24 protein-coding genes are annotated in these 24,553 nt (G+C 60.9%); 6 read left to right on the plus strand and 18 right to left on the minus strand.

Going from position 1 to position 24,553, the window contains the following annotated elements:
• Nucleotides 1–10: 10 nt before the first annotated feature.
• From urtD to AB4O40_RS20535, 17 genes are all read right to left on the minus strand, one after another.
• Nucleotides 11–883 (minus strand): urea ABC transporter ATP-binding protein UrtD, encoded by an 873-nt coding sequence (gene urtD, locus AB4O40_RS20455; protein WP_056725346.1) that lies wholly within the window; start codon nucleotides 881–883, stop codon nucleotides 11–13.
• The gene (urtC, locus tag AB4O40_RS20460; RefSeq protein WP_056725344.1) at nucleotides 880–1,959 is read right to left on the minus strand and encodes an urea ABC transporter permease subunit UrtC; all 1,080 of its coding nucleotides are present in this window, start codon (nucleotides 1,957–1,959) and stop codon (nucleotides 880–882) included. Before urtC ends, urtD begins: the two co-directional genes overlap by 4 nt.
• Nucleotides 1,959–3,461 (minus strand): urea ABC transporter permease subunit UrtB, encoded by a 1,503-nt coding sequence (gene urtB, locus AB4O40_RS20465; RefSeq protein ID WP_056725342.1) that lies wholly within the window; start codon nucleotides 3,459–3,461, stop codon nucleotides 1,959–1,961. Before urtB ends, urtC begins: the two co-directional genes overlap by 1 nt.
• 155 nt (nucleotides 3,462–3,616) lie before the next feature.
• Complete coding sequence (gene urtA / locus AB4O40_RS20470) at nucleotides 3,617–4,882, minus strand: urea ABC transporter substrate-binding protein (protein WP_007996683.1); 1,266 nt, start codon at nucleotides 4,880–4,882, stop codon at nucleotides 3,617–3,619.
• Nucleotides 4,883–5,107: 225 nt separating this feature from the next.
• Complete coding sequence (locus AB4O40_RS20475; protein WP_223541711.1) at nucleotides 5,108–5,407, minus strand: hypothetical protein; 300 nt, start codon at nucleotides 5,405–5,407, stop codon at nucleotides 5,108–5,110.
• Between the two features lie 145 nt (nucleotides 5,408–5,552).
• Complete coding sequence (locus tag AB4O40_RS20480; protein WP_056725333.1) at nucleotides 5,553–5,975, minus strand: hypothetical protein; 423 nt, start codon at nucleotides 5,973–5,975, stop codon at nucleotides 5,553–5,555.
• Nucleotides 5,976–6,172: 197 nt separating this feature from the next.
• Complete coding sequence (locus AB4O40_RS20485) at nucleotides 6,173–7,183, minus strand: FecCD family ABC transporter permease (RefSeq protein WP_056725332.1); 1,011 nt, start codon at nucleotides 7,181–7,183, stop codon at nucleotides 6,173–6,175.
• Nucleotides 7,180–8,139, minus strand: coding sequence for an ABC transporter substrate-binding protein (locus AB4O40_RS20490; protein WP_409078584.1), 960 nt, complete (start codon nucleotides 8,137–8,139; stop codon nucleotides 7,180–7,182). Before AB4O40_RS20490 ends, AB4O40_RS20485 begins: the two co-directional genes overlap by 4 nt.
• Nucleotides 8,136–8,924 (minus strand): ABC transporter ATP-binding protein, encoded by a 789-nt coding sequence (locus AB4O40_RS20495; RefSeq protein ID WP_056725330.1) that lies wholly within the window; start codon nucleotides 8,922–8,924, stop codon nucleotides 8,136–8,138. The genes AB4O40_RS20490 and AB4O40_RS20495 overlap by 4 nt, the downstream gene beginning before the upstream one ends.
• A gap of 156 nt (nucleotides 8,925–9,080) precedes the next feature.
• Entirely contained in the window at nucleotides 9,081–10,460 is a 1,380-nt protein-coding gene (locus AB4O40_RS20500; protein ID WP_056725328.1) for a PepSY-associated TM helix domain-containing protein, read from the minus strand.
• A 112-nt stretch (nucleotides 10,461–10,572) separates the two neighbouring features.
• Nucleotides 10,573–12,690: a TonB-dependent copper receptor gene (locus AB4O40_RS20505; protein WP_056725326.1), complete on the minus strand. Its 2,118-nt coding sequence runs from the start codon at nucleotides 12,688–12,690 to the stop codon at nucleotides 10,573–10,575.
• Between the two features lie 192 nt (nucleotides 12,691–12,882).
• The gene (locus AB4O40_RS20510) at nucleotides 12,883–13,338 is read right to left on the minus strand and encodes a DUF2946 domain-containing protein (RefSeq protein WP_056725324.1); all 456 of its coding nucleotides are present in this window, start codon (nucleotides 13,336–13,338) and stop codon (nucleotides 12,883–12,885) included.
• Between the two features lie 21 nt (nucleotides 13,339–13,359).
• Nucleotides 13,360–13,839: a copper chaperone PCu(A)C gene (locus AB4O40_RS20515; protein WP_056725322.1), complete on the minus strand. Its 480-nt coding sequence runs from the start codon at nucleotides 13,837–13,839 to the stop codon at nucleotides 13,360–13,362.
• A 47-nt stretch (nucleotides 13,840–13,886) separates the two neighbouring features.
• Entirely contained in the window at nucleotides 13,887–14,285 is a 399-nt protein-coding gene (locus tag AB4O40_RS20520) for a DUF2946 domain-containing protein (RefSeq protein WP_082562974.1), read from the minus strand.
• 252 nt (nucleotides 14,286–14,537) lie between these two features.
• Nucleotides 14,538–15,266, minus strand: coding sequence for a cobalt-precorrin-6A reductase (locus AB4O40_RS20525; protein WP_409078588.1), 729 nt, complete (start codon nucleotides 15,264–15,266; stop codon nucleotides 14,538–14,540).
• Nucleotides 15,263–16,360 (minus strand): cobalt-precorrin-5B (C(1))-methyltransferase, encoded by a 1,098-nt coding sequence (locus tag AB4O40_RS20530; RefSeq protein WP_056725316.1) that lies wholly within the window; start codon nucleotides 16,358–16,360, stop codon nucleotides 15,263–15,265. Before AB4O40_RS20530 ends, AB4O40_RS20525 begins: the two co-directional genes overlap by 4 nt.
• Nucleotides 16,353–17,564, minus strand: coding sequence for a bifunctional cobalt-precorrin-7 (C(5))-methyltransferase/cobalt-precorrin-6B (C(15))-methyltransferase (locus AB4O40_RS20535; protein ID WP_056725315.1), 1,212 nt, complete (start codon nucleotides 17,562–17,564; stop codon nucleotides 16,353–16,355). The genes AB4O40_RS20530 and AB4O40_RS20535 overlap by 8 nt, the downstream gene beginning before the upstream one ends.
• 168 nt (nucleotides 17,565–17,732) lie before the next feature.
• Between AB4O40_RS20535 and cobG the strand changes: the two genes are divergently transcribed.
• From cobG to AB4O40_RS20565, 6 genes are all read left to right on the plus strand, one after another.
• Nucleotides 17,733–19,055, plus strand: coding sequence for a precorrin-3B synthase (gene cobG, locus AB4O40_RS20540; protein ID WP_056726314.1), 1,323 nt, complete (start codon nucleotides 17,733–17,735; stop codon nucleotides 19,053–19,055).
• Nucleotides 19,048–19,674: a precorrin-8X methylmutase gene (locus AB4O40_RS20545; RefSeq protein WP_056725313.1), complete on the plus strand. Its 627-nt coding sequence runs from the start codon at nucleotides 19,048–19,050 to the stop codon at nucleotides 19,672–19,674. Before cobG ends, AB4O40_RS20545 begins: the two co-directional genes overlap by 8 nt.
• The gene (locus tag AB4O40_RS20550; RefSeq protein WP_056725311.1) at nucleotides 19,674–20,405 is read left to right on the plus strand and encodes a precorrin-2 C(20)-methyltransferase; all 732 of its coding nucleotides are present in this window, start codon (nucleotides 19,674–19,676) and stop codon (nucleotides 20,403–20,405) included. Before AB4O40_RS20545 ends, AB4O40_RS20550 begins: the two co-directional genes overlap by 1 nt.
• Nucleotides 20,405–22,108 (plus strand): precorrin-3B C(17)-methyltransferase, encoded by a 1,704-nt coding sequence (gene cobJ, locus AB4O40_RS20555; protein WP_056725309.1) that lies wholly within the window; start codon nucleotides 20,405–20,407, stop codon nucleotides 22,106–22,108. The genes AB4O40_RS20550 and cobJ overlap by 1 nt, the downstream gene beginning before the upstream one ends.
• A gap of 206 nt (nucleotides 22,109–22,314) precedes the next feature.
• Nucleotides 22,315–23,130, plus strand: coding sequence for a hypothetical protein (locus tag AB4O40_RS20560; protein ID WP_056725307.1), 816 nt, complete (start codon nucleotides 22,315–22,317; stop codon nucleotides 23,128–23,130).
• Nucleotides 23,131–23,176: 46 nt separating this feature from the next.
• Nucleotides 23,177–23,827, plus strand: coding sequence for a hypothetical protein (locus AB4O40_RS20565; protein ID WP_056725305.1), 651 nt, complete (start codon nucleotides 23,177–23,179; stop codon nucleotides 23,825–23,827).
• 84 nt (nucleotides 23,828–23,911) lie between these two features.
• On the opposite strand, the gene AB4O40_RS20570 is transcribed toward AB4O40_RS20565, so the two are convergent.
• A complete protein-coding gene (locus tag AB4O40_RS20570) occupies nucleotides 23,912–24,508 on the minus strand; it encodes a MarC family protein (protein WP_008053960.1) in 597 nt (198 codons plus the stop codon).
• Nucleotides 24,509–24,553: the final 45 nt, after the last annotated feature.

Here is a 24,553-nt window from a genome sequence, read left to right on the forward strand (position 1 = left end):
GTTCACATGTCTATCGACCGAGATAAACCTCGATCACCCGCTCGTTATCCTGCACTTGTTCCAGCGACCCTTCGGCCAACACGCTGCCTTGATGCAACACGGTGACGTGATCGGCAATCGAACCGACGAAGCTCATGTCGTGCTCCACCACCATCAGTGAGTGCTTGCCGGCCAGGCTCTTGAACAGCTCGGCGGTGAACTCGGTTTCGGCGTCGGTCATGCCCGCCACCGGCTCATCGAGCAGCAGCAATTGCGGGTCCTGCATCAGCAACATGCCGATCTCCAGGAACTGCTTCTGACCGTGGGACAGCAAACCGGCGGGGCGGTTGACCGATGGGGTCAGGCGAATGGTCTCGAGTACTTCGGCAATGCGGTCTTTTTGCTGGCCACTCAAATGTGCCCGCAGGCTGGCCCACACCGACTTGTCGGTTTTCTGCGCCAGCTCCAGGTTTTCAAACACGCTCAGCGCTTCGAACACCGTCGGTTTCTGGAACTTGCGACCGATGCCAGCCTGTGCGATCTGCACTTCGCTCATTTGCGTCAGGTCCAGGGTTTCGCCGAACCAGGCCTTGCCGTGGCTGGGCCGGGTCTTGCCAGTGATCACGTCCATCAGGGTGGTCTTGCCTGCGCCGTTGGGGCCGATGATGCAACGCAGTTCGCCGACGCCGATGTACAGGTTCAGATTGTTCAGGGCGCGGAAGCCGTCGAAGCTGACACTGATGTCTTCCAGGGTCAGGATGGTGCCGTGGCGCGTATTCAGGCCTTTACCGGCACGCTGACCAAGACCGATGGCATCGCGGCTGCTGCCGGCGTCGCGGTTGGGTTCCAGGGGTGGAAAGAACGCCGGTTCGAGCATGAATTCAGCGGTTGCAGTGACTCTCATTGCTCACCTCTTTTCTTCAACAGACCGATTACGCCCTTGGGCAAGTACAGGGTCACGACGATGAACAGCGCGCCGAGGAAGAACAGCCAGTACTCGGGAAACGCCACGGTGAACCAGCTCTTCATACCGTTGACCACGCCGGCACCGAGCAACGGACCAATCAAGGTGCCACGCCCACCCAGTGCCACCCAGACGGCCGCTTCGATCGAGTTGGTGGGCGACATTTCACTCGGGTTGATGATCCCCACTTGCGGCACGTACAGCGCACCGGCCAGGCCGCACAACACTGCGCTCAACACCCACACGAACAACTTGAAGCCACGCGGATCGTAGCCGCAGAACATCAGGCGATTTTCCGCATCGCGCAGCGCGGTCAGCACCCGACCGAACTTGCTTTGCGCCAGGCGCCAGCCGATGTACAGGCTCGCCACCAGCAACAGCACCGTGGCGAAAAACAGCACGGCGCGGGTACCCGGTTCGGTGATGCCGAAGCCAAGAATGGTGCGGAAGTTGGTGAAGCCGTTGTTGCCGCCGAAGCCGGTTTCGTTGCGGAAGAACAACAACATGCCGGCGAAGGTCAGGGCCTGGGTCATGATCGAGAAATACACGCCCTTGATCCGCGAGCGGAAGGCGAAGAAGCCGAACACCAACGCCAGCAGTCCCGGAGCCAATACCACCAGGCACAGGGTCCAGAGGAAGCTGCTGGTGCCGGTCCAGAACCATGGCATTTCGGTCCACGACAGGAAGGTCATGAACGCCGGCAAACCATCGCCCGAGGCCTGGCGCATCAGGTACATGCCCATGGCATAGCCGCCGAGGGCGAAGAACAGGCCGTGGCCCAAGGACAGCAGGCCTGCGTATCCCCACACCAGATCGAGCGCCAGGGCGACGATGGCGTAGCAAAGGATCTTGCCTACCAGCGTCAGCGTATAGGCGGAAACATGCAGCGTGCTGTCCGGCGTTAACAACGACAGCAGTGGTAACGCCAGCAGCAAAACGAGGATCACCGCGCCGATGGCAATCGTGACTTTGGGGCCGGCCTTTTGTGTAGCCTTGAGCATCAGGGGCTGGTTCATCAGTCGATCACCCGTCCTTTGAGTGCGAAGAGGCCTTGCGGACGTTTCTGGATGAACAGAATGATCAGCGCGAGGATGAGGATCTTGCCGAGCACGGCACCGATCTGCGGTTCCAGAATCTTGTTGGCGATGCCCAGGCCGAACGCAGCAAAAACACTACCGGCCAACTGCCCGACACCGCCGAGCACCACCACCAGGAACGAGTCGATGATGTAGCTCTGGCCGAGGTCCGGGCCGACGTTGCCGATCTGGCTCAGGGCCACGCCACCGAGACCGGCGATGCCCGAGCCGAGGCCGAAGGCGAGCATGTCCACGCGCCCGGTCGGTACTCCGCAGCAGGCGGCCATGTTGCGGTTCTGGGTGACGGCGCGAACATTCAGGCCGAGGCGAGTCTTGTTCAGCAGCAGCCAGGTCAGCACCACCACAAACAACGCAAAGGCAATGATGACGATGCGGTTGTACGGCAGCACAAGGTTCGGCAGCACTTGAATGCCGCCCGACAACCAGGCCGGGTTGGCCACTTCGACGTTCTGCGCGCCGAACACCAGGCGAACCAGTTGAATCAGCATCAGGCTGATGCCCCAGGTGGCGAGCAGGGTTTCCAGCGGACGGCCGTAGAGGTGGCGAATCACCGTGCGCTCCAGCGCCATGCCGATGGCCGCGGTGACGAAAAACGCCACCGGCAGCGCGATCAGTGGATAGAACTCGATGGCCTGCGGCGCGAAGCGCTGGAACATCAGTTGCACCACATAGGTCGAGTAGGCGCCGAGCATCAGCATCTCGCCGTGGGCCATGTTGATCACGCCGAGCAGGCCGAAGGTGATCGCAAGCCCTAATGCCGCGAGCAGCAGGATCGAGCCAAGGGACATGCCGCTGAAGGCCTGGCCGAGCATCTCGCCGACCAGCAGTTTGCGTTTGACTTGAGCGAGGCTGGTTTCAGCGGCGGTACGCACATTCGCGTCGGTTTCAACACCGGGCTCCAGCAGGTTTTCGAGGCGAGTGCGGGCTAGCGGATCACCGGTTTCGCCGAGCAAGCGCACAGCGGCGAGGCGCACGGCCGGATCGCTGTCGACCAGTTGCAGATTGGCCAGGGCCAGGCTGAGGGCGGCATGAACGCTCTCGTCCTTTTCGCCCGCCAGTTGCTGATCGAGGAATTTCAATTGCGCCGGCTTGGCACTTTTCTGCAATTGCCGCGCGGCGGCCAGACGGAGTTTAGCGTCGGCGGCAAGCAACTGATGACTGGCCAGGGCCGTGTCGATAAGACCCCGCAGGCGGTTGTTCAGGCGCAGGGTTTTTGGCTGGCCGTCGACGGTCAATTCGCCGAGTTGCAGGGCGTTGATCAGTTCGATACGGGCCGGATCGGGTTGCGCGGCCCAGGTTTCCAGCAGCCGGGCTTGCTGCACGGGATTGGCGGCGACGAAGTCTTCGGCGTCACCGGCGTGGGTGGCCATCGGCAGCAAGAGCGCGATCGCCAGAAGAAATCGGTACAGGGCAGTGGGCATAGAGAGTCGCCTTGCTCGGACTAAATGTGGGAGCGGGCTTGCTCGCGAAAGCGGTGTGTCAGTCACATAAATGTTGGATGTGCCGCCGTCTTCGCGAGCAAGCCCGCTCCCACCGGGAGTTGTGTTGGGCCTGAACTACCGTCAGGCCCAATGGCTCAGTTACTCTTCACCGCATACTCCGGCTTCTTGTCGTTGCCCGGGATGAACGGGCTCCACGGCTGGGCGCGGATCGGTCCTTCGGTCTGCCACACCACGTTGAACTGACCGTCAGACTGGATCTCGCCGATCATCACCGGCTTGTGCAGGTGGTGATTGGTCTTGTCCATGGTCAGGGTGTAGCCGGACGGCGCGGCAAAGGTCTGGCCGGCCAGGGCTTCGCGGACTTTGTCGACGTCGGTGGACTTGGCTTTTTCCGCCGCTTGCGCCCACATGTGGATGCCGACGTAGGTGGCTTCCATCGGATCGTTGGTCACCGCCTTGTCGGCGCCCGGCAGGTTGTGTTTCTTCGCATAGGCTTTCCAGTCATCGACGAACTTCTTGTTCACCGGGTTCTCGACCGATTCGAAGTAGTTCCACGCCGCCAGGTTGCCCACCAGTGGCTTGGTGTCGATGCCGCGCAGTTCTTCTTCGCCAACCGAGAACGCCACGACCGGAACGTCGGTGGCCTTTAGGCCCTGGTTGGCCAGCTCTTTATAGAACGGCACGTTGGAGTCACCGTTGACGGTGGAGATAACCGCCGTCTTGCCGCCAGCCGAGAACTTCTTGATGTTGGCGACGATGGTCTGGTAGTCGCTGTGACCGAACGGGGTGTAGACCTCTTCGATGTCCTTGTCGGCCACGCCTTTGGAGTGCAGGAACGAACGCAGGATCTTGTTGGTGGTGCGCGGGTAGACGTAGTCGGTGCCGAGCAGGAAGTAGCGCTTGGCGCTGCCGCCTTCTTCGCTCATCAGGTATTCAACGGCGGGGATCGCCTGCTGGTTCGGCGCTGCGCCGGTGTAGAAGACGTTCGGCGACATTTCTTCGCCTTCGTATTGCACCGGGTAGAACAACAAGCCGTTGAGTTCTTCGAACACCGGCAGTACCGATTTGCGTGACACGGAAGTCCAGCAACCAAACACCACGGCGACCTTGTCCTGGGTCAGCAACTGACGACCCTTCTCGGCGAACAGCGGCCAGTTCGATGCAGGGTCGACCACCACCGGCTCGAGCATCTTGCCGTTCACGCCGCCCTTGGCGTTGATCTCGTCGATGGTCATCAGCGCCATGTCTTTGAGCGACGTTTCGGAGATCGCCATGGTTCCGGACAACGAATGCAGAATACCGACCTTGATGGTCTCGGCCGCCTGGACAGTCCAGGTCATGCCCATCGCGGCAATGGATGCCGAGAGTGTGAAAGCCTTGATCAAACTGCGACGCTTCATTGTGCGATCTCCATGAACTTATGAGTTTTCTTGGTTGGCAGATGCGGACTACTGAAGCTGTGTTTTGCAAGGGCTGTGCCCGGTCGGCAAAAGGCAGGGGAATGTCGTTTTAGAGCGGTTGCGCGGTTTGAGGGCGCACCATGAAGGAACGAGGTCGGGGCCGTGGTGCGAGGAGGTGCGTCATTGTGGTGCTGCCGCATGGCGGCAGTTGCGGGACAATGGTGGTCAGTTCACGCCGGGCCAGGAATCCACATACTTGATGGTGAAGTCAGGGTAGGAGTCAACGATCTGGATCTTGTAGTCGGGGTACTGGTCAACAATCTCCCATTTACCGACGGAGTCGGGCCACTGAGTGACTTTCTGGACTTTCAGATCAGGCCAGCTGTCGTCAATTTTCACCTTGTAGTCAGGGTAAGAATTGACGAACTGAATCTTGCCGTAAATTTTCGAAACATCGACCGTGGTGTCAGCCAGCACGGTGCCGGTGCCGAAAGCCAACAACGAGAGAACAAACGTTTTCAACATGGAACTCATCCTGAGATTATGCGGACTCGCAGTCTAAGGGCAGATCATCGACGGCGCATCAAATCGATAAAAAACAGACGCCATCGCGAGTGGCCCGCTCCCACAGGACTCAACGATGGCGTATCAGCGTCGTAAACGGGGACCGTCAGCTTTTAATGCAAGTTTCAAAGCCATGCCCGCCACCCTCGTACTCCGGACCGTAGTAGTACTTGGTGAATGAAGCTTTTCCGTCAGGGGTTGTAGCGAGTTTCGCAATCCCGACGCCGTAATCCTTGAGCGACGGATCCGTATGGGCAAAGTAAATCGCCAGGGAACTCAAGTTGGCGGCAGCAAATCCTTCATATCGGGAGTTGTCGAGCAACGTCAGCGTAAAACCGTAGGCACCGTGTTCGCCGGTACTTTGTTCGGCATTGAGCTTCATCTCGACAACACCTTCAAACGCACCGATATGACTGTCCATTCCGGTGCATTGATACCGACCGCTGTAGTCAACGCCAGTAAAGGGTGGCTGCACTGCCCATGCGGGCGCTGAAACAAGTGCAATGGATGCGATGAACTTCTTGAACATGTTTACCTCTTTCCGCTCTTGTAAGAATTGTGGCGATTAAGTTGTAGGAATAATCGTCATTGAAGTGCGCGAGCGTTTTATGGGTGAGCTCGCGAGTGCGGAGTATGAACATGATGGTGTACTTGTTAAGTGTTAACTCAATACGAGTTTTTTCCAAGCGTAAATGCAGTTCTGAAATTTTTTAATTAACCATGGCGTTAACGACGTCGCATCAGGCCGATGAAGAACAACCCGCCAATTGCTGCGGTGGCAATACCGATAGGCAAGTCTTCGGGGGCGATCAGTGTCCGGGCGGCAACGTCGACCCAAACCAGAAACACGCTGCCGAGCAACACGCACACCGGCAGCAATCTTCGGTGTTCAGCCCCGACCAGGCGCCGTGCAATGTGCGGCACCATCAGCCCGACAAAACCGATCGAGCCGCTGATCGACACCAGCACCCCGGTCATCAATGACGCAATCAGAAACACTCGCAGGCGCACGGTACGAGCATTCAAGCCCAGGGTCACCGCTGTTTGCTCGCCGGCCATCAGCGCATTCAGTGGTCGCGCCATGCCCAGCAATAACATCAACCCAAGCAACACACTGGCTGTCGGCACCTCCAGCAGCTCCCAGCGAGCCAACCCGAGCCCGCCGAGCATCCAGAACATCACCGCCGAACTGGCTCGATGGTCGCCCATGAACAGCAGCAAATTGGCAATCGCCATCATCACAAAGGACACTGCCACGCCGCACAGCAACAAACGATCACTGTCGAGGCGACCGTGGCGGCTGGCGATCATCAGCACCACCAGCATGCTCAGCAATGCACCGATAAATGCCGCGATCGGCAAGGTCAGCAGGCCAACGATTTCGCCCACATGCAACACCACGATGACTGCGCCCAAGGTCGCGCCGGACGTGACGCCGAGCAGGTGCGGGTCAGCCAAAGGGTTGCGTGTGACCGCTTGCAGCACCGCGCCGATCAGCGCCAGCCCGGCGCCCACCAGCGCGCCGAGCAGCATGCGCGGGACACGAATCAGCCAGACGATATGTTCCTGTCCGGGGTTCCAGTCCGACACACCGACACCGAACAGCTTGTGCAACAGGATGCGCCACACCACATCCAGCGGCACCCGCGCCGGGCCGAAACCCAGGGACACCACGCACGACACCAGCAACAGGGTGCCGAGGGCGATCAGCAACAGGGCGTAGCGACGGTTGATCATTCGCCGTGGAAACCCTTGGCCAGGGTGGCGACCGCCAGTACGTTATCGATCCCCGGCGTGGCCTGCACGTAAGGGATGACGATGAAACGCCGGTGCTTGATCGCGTCCACCGATTGCAGGGCCTTGTTGCTCAGCAGGAATTGAATCTTCTGCTCGGCAGTGACTTCGCTGTAGTCGACGATCACGATCACCTGCGGGTTGCGTTCGACCACGGTTTCCCAATTGACCCGGGTCCAGCTCGCTTCGACATCCTCCAGGATATTGCGCCCGCCAGCGGCATCGATCAGCGCTTGTGGCATGCCCAGTCGCCCCGAGGTCATGGCCCGGTCTTCGCCGCTGTCGTACAGGAACACCCGCGGTGTTTGCGCGGGCAGGCCTTTGCGAATATTCGCGACTTGCGCCTGCATGTTCGCGATCAGGGCATTGGCGCGGTCCTGCACGTCGAAGATTCTGCCGAGGTTGCGCAGGTCGTTGTAGGTGTCTTCGAGGCTGGCCGGCGGGCGCTTCATCACGAAGGCACAGGATTCGCTCAGCTCATACACATTGATGCCCAGCGGTTGCAGGGTTTGTGGCGTGAGGTCGCCGCCGATGCGCATGCCGTAGTCCCAGCCGGCGAAGAAGAAATCGACGTTGGCATTGAGCAGGGTTTCCACTGACGGGTACTTGGCCGCCAGTTCCGGCAGGCCTTCGAGAATGCCCTGCATCTCGGGCGTCACGGCCTTCCAGCCACTGATGCCGCTGTAACCGGCCATCCGGGGCTTGAGGCCGAGGGCGAGCATCATCTGGGTCATGTTGATGTCGTGGCTCAGGGCGTGTTGCGGTGCCTGCTTGAAGGTCACCTCGCGGTTGCAGCTTTTGATTGTCAGCGGGTAACGGGTGGCTTCGGCCAATGCCTGGGCGCTGCCCAGCAGCATCACGAGTGGGAGGCAGGAGCGCAGCAGGGAACGCAAAGTCATGGTTGGGTTATCCAGGTGATTCGTGGGTAGCCGTGCAGTGGATGTTCATCGATCAGCGCTTGGACGCCGAACACATTGCGCAGCAACGCAACCGTCAGGACGTCTTTCGGTGTGCCGCTGGCGACGATACGACCATGGTTGATCACGTACAGCCGATCACAAAAAGCCGCCGCCAGATTGAGGTCGTGGATGCTCGCCAGGGTGCCGATATTCAGGCGTTTGACCAACTGCAGCAGCTCAAGCTGATAACGCGGATCGAGGTGGTTGGTCGGCTCGTCAAGGATCAGCAGTTGTGGTTGCTGGGCCAGGGCGCGGGCAAGGATGACCCGCTGCTTTTCACCTCCGGAGAGGGTGGCGAACCCGTGGTCTTCGAAGCCATTGAGGCCGACGGACTCCAGGGCCTGATTGATCAGGTCGCGGTCTTCAAGGGTATCGCCATCAAACAAGCTTTTGTGCGGCGTGCGGCCCATGGCGACCACTTCCTCGACGGTGAGGCCGAACGCATCAGGGAATTCCTGCAGCACTACGGCGATGCGTTGCGCGCACCAGCGTGAGGATTGTTTCCAGACGTTCTGGTGATCGAGCCTGACTTCGCCGCTTTCCGGTTTACTGAAGCGCCAGGCACACCGCAACAGGCTGGTCTTGCCACTGCCGTTGGGGCCGATCAGCCCGACGAACTCACCGGCGGCCACGTGTAGCGAGGCATCACGCAGCTGGAATTGATGGTGGCAATGGCCGTGACCCAGAGGGGACCAGGTGAGGTTTGTGAGGTTCAGCGAGGTCATGCAGTGGCTCTTGAGGTGATGCTGATGGCCCCTTCGCGGGCAAGCCCGCTCCCACAGGTATTGCGCAAATCCTGTGGGAGCGAGCTTGCTCGCGATGGGGCTGAGGTGATGCGCGGGGAGTTTACAGTGCCTTTCGCCCCGCGCATCTCGCCTGTTTCATGATGAAGATGAGGCGCTCTCAGTCTGCCGGGTGAAACGTGACAGCAGCACGCGATCGAACACCCATACCACCACCAGCGAAGCGCCCACCATCGGGAAGGCTACCGCCAGGGCGAACATGATCACCATCGCGGTTTTCCATTTCGGCAGGTCGTGGCGTAGCGGCGGCACGCCGAGTTTTCCTTGCGGGCGGCGCTTCCACCAGATCACCACGCCGCTGACCGCGCTGAGCAAAATCATCAAACAGATCAGCAACACGACGATCTGGTTGAACACGCCGAACATCTTGCCTTCGTGCAACATCACGCCGATTTCCGTGGCGCGGGCGACGCTGCCGTATTGCTCGAAACGTACATCGGCCAGGACCTTGCCGGTGTACTGATCGATGTGCAGCGTGGCGTCATTGCGCGGGTCGTCGGCGAATACGGCGATGGTGAACACGCCGGTTGCAGTGGTCGGCAGGGTGATGCTGTAGCCCGGTTCGACCTTGCGCTCGCTGGCAATGTTTTGTACGTCCTGCAGGCGGATGGTCGGCGATGCCGGACCGGCCGCTGCGCTGTCGTGGGCCATGTGCCCGGCATGGTCGCCGGACATCGGCATCGGCGTGTTTTCCATGGCCCACGGCACGGTCTGGCGGGTGGCGGTGTTGAGGCTGCGCGCCTCGACGTCGGACTTCGGCACGTCATCCCACATGGCTGCCGGGAACACGTTCCACACTTCGGCGTACTGCTTGCCCCAGAAGCCGGTCCAGGTCATGCCGCTGAGCAACATCACCAGCAGCAGGGACGCGCCCCAGAATCCGGTGACCGCGTGCAGGTCACGCCACAATATGCGACCACGACTGTTCAGGCGCGGCCACAAAATGCCTGCCGCCTGACCGCGCGGCCACCACAGGAAAATGCCGGACACCACCAGCACCACGCCCCAACCGGCGGCCAGTTCGATCAGTCGGTCGCCAACGGTGCCGATCATCAGCTCACCGTGAATCGACCGGGCAATGGCTTGCAGGTTCTTCTTGGCGTCTTGTTCGCCGAGGATGTCACCGTGGTACGGATCGACGAAAACGTTCAGCTCCTTGTCATCGTTGAGTACGACAAACTGCGCGCTGCGCTCGGCGTTGACCGGCGGCAGGTATTGGGTGACCTGGCCTTGTGGATAAGCCATTTTCACCCGTGTCAGCAGGTCGTCGGCCGAGACGGTGTGATGACCGGCCGGAACCTTGAGCAGGCTGCTGTACATCAGCGAGTCGAGCTGCGGTTTGAACAGGTAGACGGTGCCGGTCAGGGCCAGCATCACCATGAATGGCGCAACGAATAATCCGGCATAGAAATGCCAGCGCCAGGCCAGGTTGTAGAAATTCACTTTGGGCTGTTTCATCACGTGTGCTCCGCTTGGCTGGATCTTTTTTAGTTGTTTGTTTTGCGGTTGCTGTGCAACCGATCGCGAGCAGGCTCGTTCCCCTGTAGGAGCGAGCTTGCTCGCGAAGCTTTTAGAAACTCATATCCACCTTGGTCCAGAGCGTTCGCCCCGGCTCCTTGATGGCTTGCGGGTCATTGGCCGGATAGCCGAAACCGGCGTTGCCGGCCAGATTCAAGTGCTCGGCGTAAGCCTTGCCGAACAGGTTGTCGACGCCGCTGCTGACCTTCCAGTTGCTGTTGATCCGATAGGCACCGTTGAGGGAGAACACGCCGAAGCCCGGCGTTTTGCCGAAGTCCTTGCCGACCACGTTGCCCTTGTTCTGGTCGATGCGGTTTTGCGCGGCAACCACTCTCCACAGTGCGCCGGCGCTCCAGTTGTCTTCGCTGTAGGTCAGGCCGAAACGGGCATCCAGCGGCGGCATTTGTGGCAATGCACTGCCATCGCTGCTGTTCTTGCCCCAGGCGTAGGCCAGGGTCGCGTCGGCTTTCCAGTTGTCGGTGAGGTTGTAGGCGGCGCCCAGTTCACCGCCCATGATTCGCGCGTCGATGTTTTCGGCTTGCGAGGTCGTACCCATCATCGTCGGGGTGTAGTTGAACAGGATGTAATCGCGCACCTGCCCGACATAAGCCGATGCCCAGGCTTCGAGGTCTTCGGTCTTGTATTGCAGGCCGAAATCGAGCTGGGTGGTTTTTTCCGGCTTGATCGAATCGAAGGCATTGACCGAACCGGCGGGGCCGGACTTGGGTGAAAACAGCTCCCAGTAATCCGGGAATCGCTGGGTGTGACCGAGGCCGGCATACAAGGTGGTCGGGCTGTCGGCCAGGTCATGCTCGTAGCGGATGAAACCGCTGGGCAGGGTATCGGCGCGGGTGTCGTCGGCGGTCGGATTCGGGCGGGTCATCATGCCCGAGCCGATGGTCTGCCGAAAATCCTTGGCCGAGGCACGGTCCAGGCGTGCGCCGCTGATCAGGCGGTCACGGTCGGCGGCGTACCAGGTCAGTTCGCCGAACACGCCGTAGTTATGGAAGTCGGCATCCTTGGTGTACGGCAGGTCCTTGTAGGTGTCGACACCCATGGCGCCGCGCTGGCGATGCTCGTTGGTCTGCGCGTCGATGCCGCTGATCAGTTGTACATCGGCCCAGCGCCAGGTGCCCTTGACCCGTGCGCCGAGGGTGCGGCGGTCGACGTTGGAGGCCATGGGCCCGGACATCATTCCGGTACCGGACGGCGTGCGCAGGGTGTAGTTGTCCATCACGTGGTCGGCGTAGTTGTAGTAGATCTGCGCCTCGACCTTGTCCAGAACCTCGCCGATGTTGGACTGCTCGAAGCGCAATCCGAGGCTCTCGCGCAGGAACTGCGAGCCGTCCATGCCGCGCCCGGCGTAGCGGGCTTCACCATCGCCACGGCCGGCGGTCAGTTCCAGCAAAGTGTCGGTATTCGGCGTCCAGCCGATGGCCACGTCGCCGTTCCATTTGTCATAGCGCGACGCCACGGTGTCGTTGTTGCCGTCCTGGTAGTCGTCGGAGTGCGCGGTGTTGCCGATGACCCGCACATAACCCGACTGACCTCCGGCTGCGGCGTCCACCAGTTTGTCGAAGCGACCGTAGGAGCCGGCCAACACGCTGGCGTTGACCCGCGTGCCGAGTTCGCCGAAGTGCTCCGGCTCGCGATCGAACAGGATGGTCCCGGCCGAAGAACCCGGCCCCCACAGCACGGTTTGCGGGCCTTTGATCACGGTGAGTCTGTCGTAGGTTTCCGGCGAGATGTAGGAAGTCGGAGCGTCCATCCGGCCCGGGCAGGCGCCGAGCATCATGCTGCCGTTGGTGAGGATGTTCAGCCGCGAGCCGAACATGCCGCGCAGCACCGGGTCACCATTGGTGCCGCCATTGCGCACCATGGCAAAGCCGGGGATGGTCTTCAGGTAATCGGCGCCGTCGCTGGCCGGCACCGGTTGGCGCGGGTCCTTGGGGTTGGTGACGATGGTCAAGGGCGAGCTGGGCGCCACGGCGGTAATCACCGTCGGGCTCAACTCTTCACTATGACCGGCGTGATCATCGGCCAGCGCAGAAGGCGCCAGCAAAGCACCGCACAGGATGGCGGTGGCGTGCCTGAAACGAACGCCGGATTCGTTCAGGGCATAAGAGGCTTGGGCAGGGCTCAAGCACGGGACAGCGGAAAACCTGGACATGACAATTTCCATCGAACAGTCGTAAACGACACGGCCGGCAGCCTGAAGCTGTCCCTGTGGGAGCGGGCTTGCTCGCGAAAGCGGTGCGCCAGACAACATCAACGTTGACTGACACTCCCTCTTCGCGAGCAAGCCCACTCCCACAGGTTGCGTTGGCTGTCTTGCGGGCCGTGTGAAATCAGAAGTGAGTGTTTACGCGACGATGGGCGGGGCGCGGGTGCGGGCGCCGGGGAAGAAGGTTTGCCGGGCATGGCCCAGGCGCACAGAGGGTGTAGTGAAGGTGTTGACGGGCGGGATGACGAAGTTGGCGAAAGACACGCCACCGGTCAGCGCCGGGCAATTGAACAGCAGGCTGCAATAGCCGCACTTTTCCCACAGCACATGGTGCCCGGGGGCTGGCGGGCAATGCTCGGCGTTGGCTTGCGTGGCATGGTCGGCATGCTCCATTGCCGACATGTCCATCGGCATGTCCATGCTCATACCCGCAGGCATGGTCATCGACATGGCGCGCGAATCCATCGGCATCGACTGGGAAATCAGCGGACCGATAAAGATCATCAACATGGCGAACAGGCTGATCCAGCTGCCGCGTGTCAGGCTCAATGCCTGATTGCGTGACCTGGATGACCTGGCGCTAAGCGGGCGCATGGGCGTATTCAGCGCGGGTGGTTATTGCGCGTGCTTGTGTTCTTGCATGGCGTCCGGCGCCTGTTTCTGCACCGCGACTTCGACTGTCACGTCACCGGACTTTTCGAAGTGCAGTGTCATGGGGAAGCGCTTGCCGTCAGTGAGCAGGCTGCGGTCCTTGAGGTTCAGCAACATCACGTGATAGGCCATTGGTGCGAAGGTGACCTCGCCACCGGCGGGCACTTCCACGCTCGGTACGTGCTGCATTTTCATCATGTCGCCTTGCATCACGTGCTCATGCAGTTGCGCTTCGCCCGCAATGGGGGTGTCGACGCTGAGCAGGCGGTCGGCGGTCTGGCCTTGATTGTCGATCACGAAATACGCCGCAACGGTGGGCGCATTGGGTGGCAACTCCTGGGACCACGGATGCGCGATTTCCAGTTCGCCGACCTTGTATTCGTGTGCATTGGCAAAACAGGCAGGCAGCAGTAACGCAGCCAGAACGATGAGTTTGTTCAACATGGCAGTTCTCCGGAACGATTTAAAACGCAGTCAATTGCGAGAAAAAATCACACCAGAGGGGACGCGCGGGGGTTGAGACTCGGCCATTGCTGGCGCGGTGACGGGCTGTCGAGGGCGGTGGCGGGTAGGCTTCGGTTGGATTCGAAGTGCGCTAAATACAGCTGCGGCGAATGCCCCGGCAACGCCACCAATGGCGCAGAACCGGAGCAACACCAGCAATGCTGCATGTTGGAATGATCGTCGTTTTGCGGGGCTTTCTGTTCAAGGTCACCGATGGAAATCGCCACCATCCTGGCGCCGCTGGAGCTGCAGAAACTGCCCCACAACAACTGCTCGGCAGGTGAATTAGCCGTTTTTGCCATCGCTCCGGACATCGGCATGGCGAGCATGTTGAACAGCACTGCGAAGCAGGCTATCCAGGCAATTGCGAGCCGTTGTCGGGACATGGCACAAAATCCGTTTGGGTGGGCGATCAGGCGCGGGCTATTTAGCCTGATCAGGGCCGATAAGTAAAAAGGCGACGTGCGGTTTGGTGTCGCAGCGCCATCCTTTCGTAGCCTTCATAATAGTCGTGAATTTCAAAGCGTCAGTAGTGCTGGAGCTTTGTTCAGAATCCGCCGGACTATAGGGTGGAGACCTGGAGTGGATAATCCGTGTACTCCGAAGGTGTCGTAGGAAAAGTCCCGGCGGACGGGGGATCAGGAGCCGTCGAAGAGCGACAGGGTCGTCAGGATTTCTGTCACACCCTCAAACTCCCGATCAACTCCCGGCAACACCGGCCGCTTCAAGACAATCACCGGTACCCCACGCTCACGCGCCACTTCCAGCTTCGGCTCGGTCGCCGTGCTGCCGCTGTTCTTGCTGATCAGCACGTCGATGTTTCGCCGTTCGAATAACTCACGTTCATCGTCGATCAGGAAGGGCCCACGTGCGCCGATCACTTCGCAGCGCTCGTTGCCCGGGTACACGTCCAGTGCGCGCAGGGTCCAGAATTGCTCCGCAGGAATTTCGTTCAGGTGTTGCAGGGGCTCGCGACCGAGGGTGAACAGCGGTCGACGGAAGGGCTTCAGGGCATCGATCAGTCCGGCCCAATCGCTGACTTCCCGCCAGTCATCACTCGCCTGGGCTTGCCAGGCCGGACGGCGCAGCGCCCAGCAGGGAATGCCGCTCAAGCGCGCGGCGGTCGCGGCGTTCTGGCTGATACTGGCGGCGTAGGGGTGAGTGGCGTCGAGCAGCAGATCGATGCCTTCATCGCGAATGAATTGCGCCAGGCCTTCGGCACCGCCGTAGCCGCCGACGCGCACCTGGCATTGCAGATCGGTCGGCACCCGACCGACACCGGCCAGGCTGTAGATATGCTGCGGTCCCAGCGTGCGGGCAATCGCCATGGCTTCGGTCACGCCGCCGAGCAACAGGATGCGTTTCATTGAAATGCTCCGGCATGGCCAACGATCCCGCCCTGGCGATCGATGGCGAAGACTTCCACCTGAACCTGCGCCGGCACGACGCTACGGGCAAAGTCCAGGGCGTGCTGACAGACTGCATCACCCAGGGCGACCCCGGCTGCGGCGGCCATGGCCAGCGCCTGCTGGCTGGTATTGGCCTCGCGGATGTTTTGCTGCAACGCCGCATCGGCGCCGACCTGTGCTGCCCATAACGCCAGTTGCGGCAGGTCGATGCTCGAATGACGGCTGTGCAGATCCATGTGCCCGGCCGCCAGTTTGCTGATCTTGCCGAAACCACCGCACAGGCTGAGTTTATCCACCGGTACTTTGCGCAGGTGCTTGAGCACGGCACCGACGAAGTCGCCCATTTCGATCAAAGCGATTTCCGGAAGGTTGTAGACCCGGCGCATGGTGTCTTCGCTTGCATTGCCGGTGCAGGCGGCAATATGCAGGTAACCGTTGGTTTTCGCCACGTCGATGCCCTGATGGATCGAGGCGATGTAGGCCGCGCAGGAAAACGGCCGGACGATGCCGCTGGTGCCGAGGATCGACAGGCCGCCAAGAATGCCAAGGCGCGGGTTCATGGTTTTCAGTGCCAGTGCTTCGCCGTTCTCGACATTGACCGTGACCTCGAAACCACCGCTATAGCCGAGTTCGTCGGCCAGTCGGACCAGGTGTTCGCTGATCATTTTTCGTGGCACCGGGTTGATCGCGGGCTCGCCGACACCCAGCACCAGCCCGGGCCGGGTCACGGTGCCGACGCCGCGACCGGCCTTGAAGCGTGTCCCCGGTTCGCTGCTCAGGCGCACCTGGGAATAGAGCAGGGCACCGTGGGTCACGTCCGGATCGTCACCAGCATCCTTGAGAGTTCCCGCTTCGGCGCCGTCCTCGGTGAGGCGGCAGAACTCCAGGCGCATCTGAACCTGCTTGCCTTTGGGCAATACGATTTCCACCGCATCGGCCTCTGTGCCAGCCAGCAGCAGGCGCGCGGCGGCGAGGCTGGTGGCCGTGGCGCAGCTGCCGGTGGTCAGGCCACTACGCAGGGGGGCGGGTTGTTCGGCTGTTTCGTCACGCATCGAAGGGTTTCGTCACATCCAGCAAGGTAATCGGCAAGGCCTGGCGCCAAGTGTCGAAGTCACCCAGAGGTTGTGCTTGCGCGATATGAATGCGGGTCAACTCCCCGCCGTGTTGCTCGCGCCAGGCCATCAGGGTCATTTCACTTTGCAGGGTGACAGCGTTGGCAATCAACCGGCCTCCGGGTTTGAGTTCGGCCCAGCAGGTATCAAGCACGCCTTCTCGGGTGACGCCGCCCCCAATGAAAATCGCATCCGGTCGCTCCAGGCCGGCCAAGGCCTGTGGCGCATTGCCGCGAACCAGTTGCAGGCCGGGAACACCGAGGGCATCGCGGTTGTGTTCGATCAACCCTTGTCGGCCTTCATCGGCCTCGATGGCCAGTGCGCGGCAAGCGGGGTGGGCGCGCATCCATTCGATGCCGATCGAGCCACTGCCAGCGCCAACATCCCACAACAATTCGCCGGGGATGGGCGCCAGGCGCGCGAGGGTGATGGCGCGTACATCGCGTTTGGTCAGTTGGCCGTCGTGTTTGAAGGCAGAGTCCGGCAGGCCGGCCAGTCGCGACAGGCGCAGCGTGTTCGGCTCGGCGATGCACTCGATGGCGATCAGGTTCAGGTCGGCGATCAAAGGATCGCTCCAGTCATTGGCGATACCGTCGACACGCCGCTCGGCTTCACCGCCCAAATGTTCGAGCACGGTTATCCGGCTCGGACCGAAACCACGTTCACGCAGCAGTGCGGCGATGGCGGTGGGGCTGCCGCCGTCGTTACTCAACACCAGCAAGCGCACGCCGCTGAACAGTTGCGCGTTGAGTGCGGCGACGGGGCGGGCAACCACCGACAACGTGACCACTTCCTGCAAGGGCCAACCCATTCGCGCCGCAGCCAGCGAGCAGGAGGACGGCGCGGGAAGCGTCAGCATTTCGGCCGAGGGGAGTTGCCGGGCCAGGCTGGCGCCGACGCCAAAGAGCATCGGATCGCCACTGGCCAGGACGCAAACGGGCTCGCCACGGTTCGACAGCAGCGACTCAAGGCTGAAGGGGCTCGGCCACGACTGGCGCTCTCCGCGTATGCACGGCGGGAGCAAATCCAGATGCCGCTGGCCGCCGAAGACTTTCGAGGCACACAACAGCGCATGCCGGGCGTTCTTGCCCAAGCCCTTGAAGCCGTCTTCGCCGATGCCCACTACCGTCAGCCAGGGTGCCATGCCATTCCTCAATCACACGTTCAACGTTGTTGGGCGGCATGATAGCGCGGGTTCCTTGAGCTGACTGCCTTGTCTTCCCGACCGGAGTCTTTTCATGCAGCGAAGTAAAGCAGGCATAATACCGCGCACTTTCGCCGTGAACTGCCTCGCCACTTGTACGGGTCCGCCTTGAACGAACGTCCGCTGTCCGCTGCCTTACGCCCCTCGGCCTGTCCGGGGTTGCTGCGTATTGTCCCGGCGCTGGATGGCGGCATCTGCCGGATCAAGTTGGACGGTGGTTCGATCAGTAGCGACCAGGCGGAGGCCGTGGCGTCTGCGGCAGAGCGTTATGCCAGCGGGGCGATCGAGGCGACCAACCGGGCCAACCTGCAGATTCGTGGCATCGGCAACGAGCAAGCGGCGTTGATCGACAGCCTGCTGGCCGCCGGCCTGGGGCCGCGTACGGCGGCTGGCGATGATGTGCGCAACCTGATGCTCAGCCCCAGCGCCGGGATCGACCGGCGCATGCTGTTCGACACTCGCCCGCTGGCCGGGCAGATCCTCGCCACACTGCAAAGCCAGGAGGCGTTCCACGACCTCAGTGCCAAGTTCGCCGTGCAGCTTGATGGCGCTGAAGAACTGACGATGCTCGAACATCCCCATGACCTGTGGCTCTCGGCGTTTGAACAAGACGGCGAGCAACGGTTGGCGTTCGGCCTGGCGGGATGCCCGACGGACAGCCCCGCCGGTTCGGTTGCGCTGGCTGACGGGCACGCACTGGTGGTCACGGTCCTTGAGTTGTTCCTTGAACTGGCGCGCCCCGAGCAGACGCGAATGCGCCATTTGCTGGCCGAGTACCCGGTCGAGGGCATGCTGTCTCGACTGGCCGAGCGAGTACCGGTGCAAACCGTTGTCGGTTGGCAGCGGGTTTTGGGCTCCAGTGATTTGCACATGGGGGCCCATCCCCAGGCCGAGTCCGGTGTTGTATATGTGGGGGCCGTCCCGCCGCTGGGGCGACTCGATCCCGCGATGCTGCGGGGTGTGGCACAACTGGCACGCAAGTTCGGTGATTCCAGTCTGCGCTTCACACCCTGGCAAAGTCTGCTGGTGCCCAATGTCCGCGCGGAAAATGCCGCCGAGGTATTTCGGCAATTGCAGTCTCTTGGCTTGCAGTGTGAAGCCGATCAGCCATTGTCCCGGCTGATCGCCTGCACCGGCTCAAACGGTTGCGGTAAAGGCCTGGCCGAGACCAAGGGCGATGCCCTGCAACTGGCCGCAGTGCTGCACCGCCATGGACCGGCACTGAACATACACCTGAGCGGTTGCCCGCGTTCCTGCGCCGCCGCGCATACGGCGCCCGTCACATTACTGGCTGTCACCCCCGGTCACTACGATCTCTATTTTCGCGATGCAGCGCAGCCGGGTTTCGGCGCGCTGCACGCACGCAACCTTACTATTGAAGCGGTCGCGACCTTGCTCGACGCCCGCTCACGGAGCCCCCTTGATGCTTGATTACATCCGCGACGGTCAGGAGATCTATCGCAACTCCTTCGCGATCATTCGCGCCGAGGCCAACCTCGACCGAATCCCGGCCGATCTGGAGAAACTCGCGGTCCGTGTCATTCACGCCTGCGGCATGGTCGATGCCATCGACGGCTTGCAGTTTTCCGAAGGGGCGGGCAAGGCCGGGCGTGATGCGCTGGCGGCCGGTGCGCCGATTCTGTGCGATGCGCGGATGGTCTCCGAAGGCGTTACCCGCGCGCGCCTGCCAGCGAACAATCCGGTGATCTGCACCTTGCGCGATGAGAGCGTTCCGGAACTGGCCCGTGAATTGGGCAATACCCGCTCCGCCGCTGCGCTGGAGCTGTGGCGTCCGCATCTTGAAGGCAGCGTGGTGGTGATCGGCAACGCACCGACGGCGTTGTTCTATCTGTTGGAAATGCTCGACGCCGGCGCGCCGAAACCGGCGTTGATCCTCGGCTTCCCGGTGGGCTTCGTCGGTGCCGCCGAATCCAAGGCTGCGCTGGCGGCCGACAGCCGTGGCGTGCCTTTTGTCATCATGCAAGGTCGCCTGGGCGGAAGCGCCATGGCCGCCGCCGCCGTCAATGCCCTCGCCACGGAGATCGAATGATGCAGCAACCTGGACGATTGATCGGCCTTGGTGTCGGCCCCGGTGATCCCGAACTGATTACCGTCAAGGCACTAAGGTTGCTGCGCGAGTCGCCGGTAGTGGCGTACTTCGTGGCCAAGGGCAAGAAGGGCAACGCCTTCGGCATCATCGAGGCGCATCTGCAGGAAGCGCAGAATTTGTTGCCGCTAGTGTACCCGGTGACCACAGAAGCCTTACCGGCGCCGCTGTCCTACGAGCAAGTGATCAGCGACTTCTACGATGACGCCGCCAATGAACTGGCGACGCATCTGGATGCCGGCCGCGACGTGGCGGTGATCTGCGAAGGCGATCCGTTCTTCTACGGCTCCTATATGTACCTGCACGATCGGCTCGCCGAGCGTTATCAGGCTGAAGTCGTTCCCGGCGTATGCTCGATGCTTGGCGGCGCCTCGGTGCTCGGTGCGCCGCTGGTGTATCGCAATCAGAGTCTGTCGGTGTTGTCCGGCGTGTTGCCGCACGACGAACTCAAGCGTCGCCTGGCCGATGCCGATGCGGCGGTGATCATGAAGCTGGGGCGCAACTTTCCCAAGGTTCGCCAGGTACTGGAAGAACTCGGCCTGGCCGAGCGTGCGCTGTACGTCGAGCGTGCGACCATGGCCAATCAGAAGATCGTGCCGCTGGATCAGGTCGAGCCGATGTCCTCACCGTACTTCTCGTTGATCATCGTTCCTGGTGAAAGGTGGCAAGGCTGATGACCCGTCCAGTTCCGGCGATTGTCATTCTTGGCAATGGCAGCCTCGCTACCGCACGCAGCATTCAGCAGGTGTACCCCGAATCCCTGATCCATGGCCTGGCCGAACGGGTCGACGGCGCGGATCGGGCCTATCACGAGTTCGGTGCGACCCTGCGCGAGTTCTATCAACAGGGCACACCGATCATTGCCCTGTGCGCGGCCGGGATCGTGATCCGTACGCTGGCGCCCATGTTGCTGGAAAAAGGTGTCGAACCACCGGTATTGGCGGTGGCCGAAGACGGCAGTGCCGTGGTTCCCCTGTTGGGCGGTCTTGGCGGCGTGAATGTCATGGCCCGGGAAATTGGCGCTGCGCTTGAGGTATCCGCTGCGATCACCACCAGCGGGGAGTTGCGTTTCGGCACCTGCCTGCTCAATCCGCCGAGCGGCTATGCCCTGGGCGATCTGGAGTCGGGCAAGCGTTTCGTTTCCGATTTGCTGGCTGGCGAAACGGTGCGCATTGAGGGTGAGGCACCGTGGCTGGCGCAGGCGCAGTTGCCCGAAGATGCGCAGGCCCGACTGGCGGTGCATGTCGGTCATGCCGAACGGGCTCCCGCGGTTAACGAATTGTTGATCTACCCGCGCAATGTGGTGGTCGCCGTGAAAGCTGATCTGGTGAACGTCGCGGAGGCTGTGCGCGAGGCCTTGCATCAGGCAGGGATCGCTGGGCAGTCGCTGGCCTGTCTGTTGGCCGACGACACCGAAATGGCCAGCGCGGCGTTGCGTGAAGCAGCGCTTGAATTGGGCGTGTCGTTGCGCTTTGCCCCGGCAGGGACCGTGCTCGGCGAACGTCTGCGTACTGCCGTGGGCCAACCCGTCTCCATGTTTGGTAACGACACTGTTGCCATTGCGGTAGCAGAGCAACCGCTGGACCCGTTGCAGATTGGCCGGCCTCGTGGTCGTTTGGCCGTGATCGGCCTGGGGCCAGGTGCTGCCGAGTTGATGGTGCCGGCTGTGAAGGCTGAACTGGCCCGCGCCAACGATGTATTGGGCTACGAAACCTACGTGCGCATGGCCGGGCCGTTTCGCGACGATCAAGTGCTGCATTGCACCGACAACCGCGAAGAGATGCAGCGTGCCCGCCACGCTTTCGAACTGGCGGCCCAAGGGCGCTCGGTGGTGGTGGTTTCTTCAGGCGATCCGGGGGTTTTCGCCATGGCCGCTGCGGTGCTTGAGGCGCTGCACGAGTCCACCGACGTCCATTGGCACAACGTCGATCTGGAAATTCTGCCGGGGGTTTCCGCATCGCTGGCGACGGCCGCCCAGGCCGGTGCGCCGCTGGGGCATGACTTCTGTGTACTGTCGCTGTCGGATAACCTCAAGCCATGGGCAATCATCGAGAAACGCCTGGATCTGGCCGCACAAGCCGATCTGGCACTGGCCTTCTACAACCCGATCTCGCGTTCACGACCATGGCAACTGGGCCAGGCACTGGACATCGTCGCCAGGCACCGTGTGCCTGAGACTCCTGTGGTGTTGGGGCGGGATATCGGGCGTCCGGGGCAAACGCTGCGGGCCACCACTCTTGGCCAGTTGACCCCGGATCAGGTCGACATGCGCACCATGGTGTTGATCGGTTCATCCCTGACCTGTGTTTTTCCTCGCGCTGGAGGCGGAGAGTGGGTCTACACGCCTCGTTGGTACCCACGCAAACCGGCTACCTGAGTGAAAGCGACTTTGCTCAAAGCTCGCCGATGTTCAAGTTAATAAGTCACTGATGGTAAAGCCTGCGGCTGACGAAAGTTGTCGCGGGCTTTTTTCTAATAACTCATGAAATAAGTTCTAAGTATTTTTACTTTGACCGGTTCAGCTCTGCGCTTTAGTTTTCAGCTGGTCGCATGAGGCGGCTTATTTATTAAAAGGAAGTTTAAATGACCGATATAAGTAATTACTCAATGGCTCAAGTCGCATTTGATGATGCCATGCAGGATAGGTATTTCAAAGGCGTTGCGGCAGAACTACAGAACGTCGCGCCAAGAGTGCGGACTAAGCGTTCGATCTCGATGCTGAGCACCGCATCGAGTGATTCGTCGGCGCAAGGTGTGGGGTCTTCGGTAGTAGGCTCCTCGCTGGTGGTCTTCGACCAGGCGCTTTCGGAAGACGACAGGCAAGATGCGCTGGACTGCCAGCAGTTTGCTGAAGCGGTGGTCCGGCGCCTGCCCAAGGAAACCAGTAACGAAGAGCGCTACCTGAAGTACAACGAGGCATTGTTGGCGGCGGGCTGGGTGACGGAAAGCTTCACCTACAAGAAATATGTCAGCAAACAGCTCACCATCACGATGAATGAGGCCGTGTTGCAGGTGCTGGCGACCGTCATTTCCGGAGGTTCGAGCAGCGTCCTGGACCTGGTGGCGTCGGGTTTCAGCAAGCTTAAGGGCGATAATGAGGCACTGAAGATTGTCGATGCCGGCAGCAAGAAAAACGACGTCGTCAGCTTCAAGGCTGTGCCTTGCATTGCAAGGCCAGGCGGTGGCATGTCCATGTTGATGGGCGGCCTTGACTTGGTGGACAAGGAATACAACGGCAATTTTTTATTCGTGACTTACAATACCCGAGGATTGCAGATTTTCCAGGGCGCGGGTGTGCGCAAGTTTAATCGGCGTGCATTTGATCGAAAGAAAAGCATGATTTATTCCTATAACGACGAGTTTGGCGATGGCCTTTTCAAACAACTGACAGGCCAATAAGGTTGGCGGGCTTAATCGATCAGGATACTGACTGTGTGGGGTGAATATGCCAGCGTCTGTTAATGCTGTTGTAGTGGGCGGTTGCTTATTGTCTTTTGCGCAAAGTGTGGACTTGCAAGATCAGCAGGATATTCAGGACTGTCTGTTGTATGCGGAGTTGGCGGCCAATGAAAAATATCCGGGGCAGGCGTCGAGGAAGGCCTGGTTCGATTACTTTCAAGGGCGATTGCTCAAGACGGGATACACACTCAAGACCATCGTTCCGGCGGAGCCGATCCGGGTCAATAGTGTCCACCAGTTGCTCAGTGCCAGCTACCGCGTGATGGGCAGCGTGGGCGTGGAGCGCTTGGGCCAGCTCTTCAAGGACACCTATAAAGCGTTGCGGCTGGATGAGTTTGCCTGGGAGTTCTTTCGCAGCAATGTTGCCAAAGGCGGCTCGGGTATCCTCAAGTGCGCGCCTTGCGAGCGACTCGCCTCGGGTGAAGTGATCGTCTGCCTGCTTGGCTTGCGCTACAGCGCGACCGTGATTGAAAGTGACTTTTTCCTGTGGCGCGAGTTCGATCGAGAGCTGGCGATCATTCCCGATGGCGGGGTGTTCGTGTTCGACCGACGGGCGTTTGAAAACTACCGTAAACGGGTCCATGAGAAAATCGAAGCTTATTCGAAGAAGGTGTTCGTGCGTAAACTTCAGTCCTGATTAAAAGGCTTTGCCCGCAGTAAACGACAAGGCCCTGTGATTGATGCACAGGGCCTTGTTTTCGGGTTTGCACAAGCCATCGCTTCAGGGCACCAGGTAGCCCTTGACCCCGGTGAAGATGATCTGCGCTGCCAGTGCGCACACGAACAACCCCATCAGTCGGCTAACGATCTGTAGCCCCTGGTCGCCGAGAATGCGCTCGATACGACCGGACAAAAACAGCACCACGCCAACGGTAAAACTGGCCAGGGCAATGCTGACAATGGCCGTGAGCTTGTCGTCCCAGTGCGGCTGGCTCACGCCCATCACCAGCAAGGCACCGATGGTGCCGGGGCCAACCGTCAGCGGGATGGTCAGCGGAACGATGGTGACATCCTGCTGCACGTTATCGGTCTGTACTGCCGATTTGCCTTGGGCCATGCCCAGTGCCGAGATGAACAGCACGCTGCCGGCACCGATACGAAAGGCATCCACGGTGATGCCGAAAACACTGAAAATCACCCGGCCGAACAAATACAACAGCACACTGGAGACCAGCGTGGCGACCGCTACTTTCCAGGCCAGCCGACGCTGTTCCTTGCGCGAGTAACCACGGGTCAGGCTGATGAAGCAGGACAACACGAAGAATGGGCTGTAGAGCACCAGCATCTTCAGGTAAACACTGAACAACACATGGAGCATGGTGCCGGGCTCACTGGCGAGGGAAGTCGAGGGGGGAGTCTATCA

It is taken from the genome of Pseudomonas sp. S2_F07 (genome assembly GCF_054668325.1).

Coding starts and splice junctions, on each gene's coding strand:
- urtD (WP_056725346.1), bottom strand. CDS start 883: ATGAGAGTCACTGCAACCGCTGAATTCATGCTCGAACCGGCGTTCTTT.
- urtC (WP_056725344.1), bottom strand. CDS start 1,959: ATGAACCAGCCCCTGATGCTCAAGGCTACACAAAAGGCCGGCCCCAAA.
- urtB (WP_056725342.1), bottom strand. CDS start 3,461: ATGCCCACTGCCCTGTACCGATTTCTTCTGGCGATCGCGCTCTTGCTG.
- urtA (WP_007996683.1), bottom strand. CDS start 4,882: ATGAAGCGTCGCAGTTTGATCAAGGCTTTCACACTCTCGGCATCCATT.
- AB4O40_RS20475 (WP_223541711.1), bottom strand. CDS start 5,407: ATGTTGAAAACGTTTGTTCTCTCGTTGTTGGCTTTCGGCACCGGCACC.
- AB4O40_RS20480 (WP_056725333.1), bottom strand. CDS start 5,975: ATGTTCAAGAAGTTCATCGCATCCATTGCACTTGTTTCAGCGCCCGCA.
- AB4O40_RS20485 (WP_056725332.1), bottom strand. CDS start 7,183: ATGATCAACCGTCGCTACGCCCTGTTGCTGATCGCCCTCGGCACCCTG.
- AB4O40_RS20490 (WP_409078584.1), bottom strand. CDS start 8,139: ATGACTTTGCGTTCCCTGCTGCGCTCCTGCCTCCCACTCGTGATGCTG.
- AB4O40_RS20495 (WP_056725330.1), bottom strand. CDS start 8,924: ATGACCTCGCTGAACCTCACAAACCTCACCTGGTCCCCTCTGGGTCAC.
- AB4O40_RS20500 (WP_056725328.1), bottom strand. CDS start 10,460: ATGAAACAGCCCAAAGTGAATTTCTACAACCTGGCCTGGCGCTGGCAT.
- AB4O40_RS20505 (WP_056725326.1), bottom strand. CDS start 12,690: ATGTCCAGGTTTTCCGCTGTCCCGTGCTTGAGCCCTGCCCAAGCCTCT.
- AB4O40_RS20510 (WP_056725324.1), bottom strand. CDS start 13,338: ATGCGCCCGCTTAGCGCCAGGTCATCCAGGTCACGCAATCAGGCATTG.
- AB4O40_RS20515 (WP_056725322.1), bottom strand. CDS start 13,839: ATGTTGAACAAACTCATCGTTCTGGCTGCGTTACTGCTGCCTGCCTGT.
- AB4O40_RS20520 (WP_082562974.1), bottom strand. CDS start 14,285: ATGTCCCGACAACGGCTCGCAATTGCCTGGATAGCCTGCTTCGCAGTG.
- AB4O40_RS20525 (WP_409078588.1), bottom strand. CDS start 15,266: ATGAAACGCATCCTGTTGCTCGGCGGCGTGACCGAAGCCATGGCGATT.
- AB4O40_RS20530 (WP_056725316.1), bottom strand. CDS start 16,360: ATGCGTGACGAAACAGCCGAACAACCCGCCCCCCTGCGTAGTGGCCTG.
- AB4O40_RS20535 (WP_056725315.1), bottom strand. CDS start 17,564: ATGGCACCCTGGCTGACGGTAGTGGGCATCGGCGAAGACGGCTTCAAG.
- AB4O40_RS20545 (WP_056725313.1), top strand. CDS start 19,048: ATGCTTGATTACATCCGCGACGGTCAGGAGATCTATCGCAACTCCTTC.
- AB4O40_RS20550 (WP_056725311.1), top strand. CDS start 19,674: ATGCAGCAACCTGGACGATTGATCGGCCTTGGTGTCGGCCCCGGTGAT.
- cobJ (WP_056725309.1), top strand. CDS start 20,405: ATGACCCGTCCAGTTCCGGCGATTGTCATTCTTGGCAATGGCAGCCTC.
- AB4O40_RS20560 (WP_056725307.1), top strand. CDS start 22,315: ATGACCGATATAAGTAATTACTCAATGGCTCAAGTCGCATTTGATGAT.
- AB4O40_RS20565 (WP_056725305.1), top strand. CDS start 23,177: ATGCCAGCGTCTGTTAATGCTGTTGTAGTGGGCGGTTGCTTATTGTCT.
- AB4O40_RS20570 (WP_008053960.1), bottom strand. CDS start 24,508: ATGCTCCATGTGTTGTTCAGTGTTTACCTGAAGATGCTGGTGCTCTAC.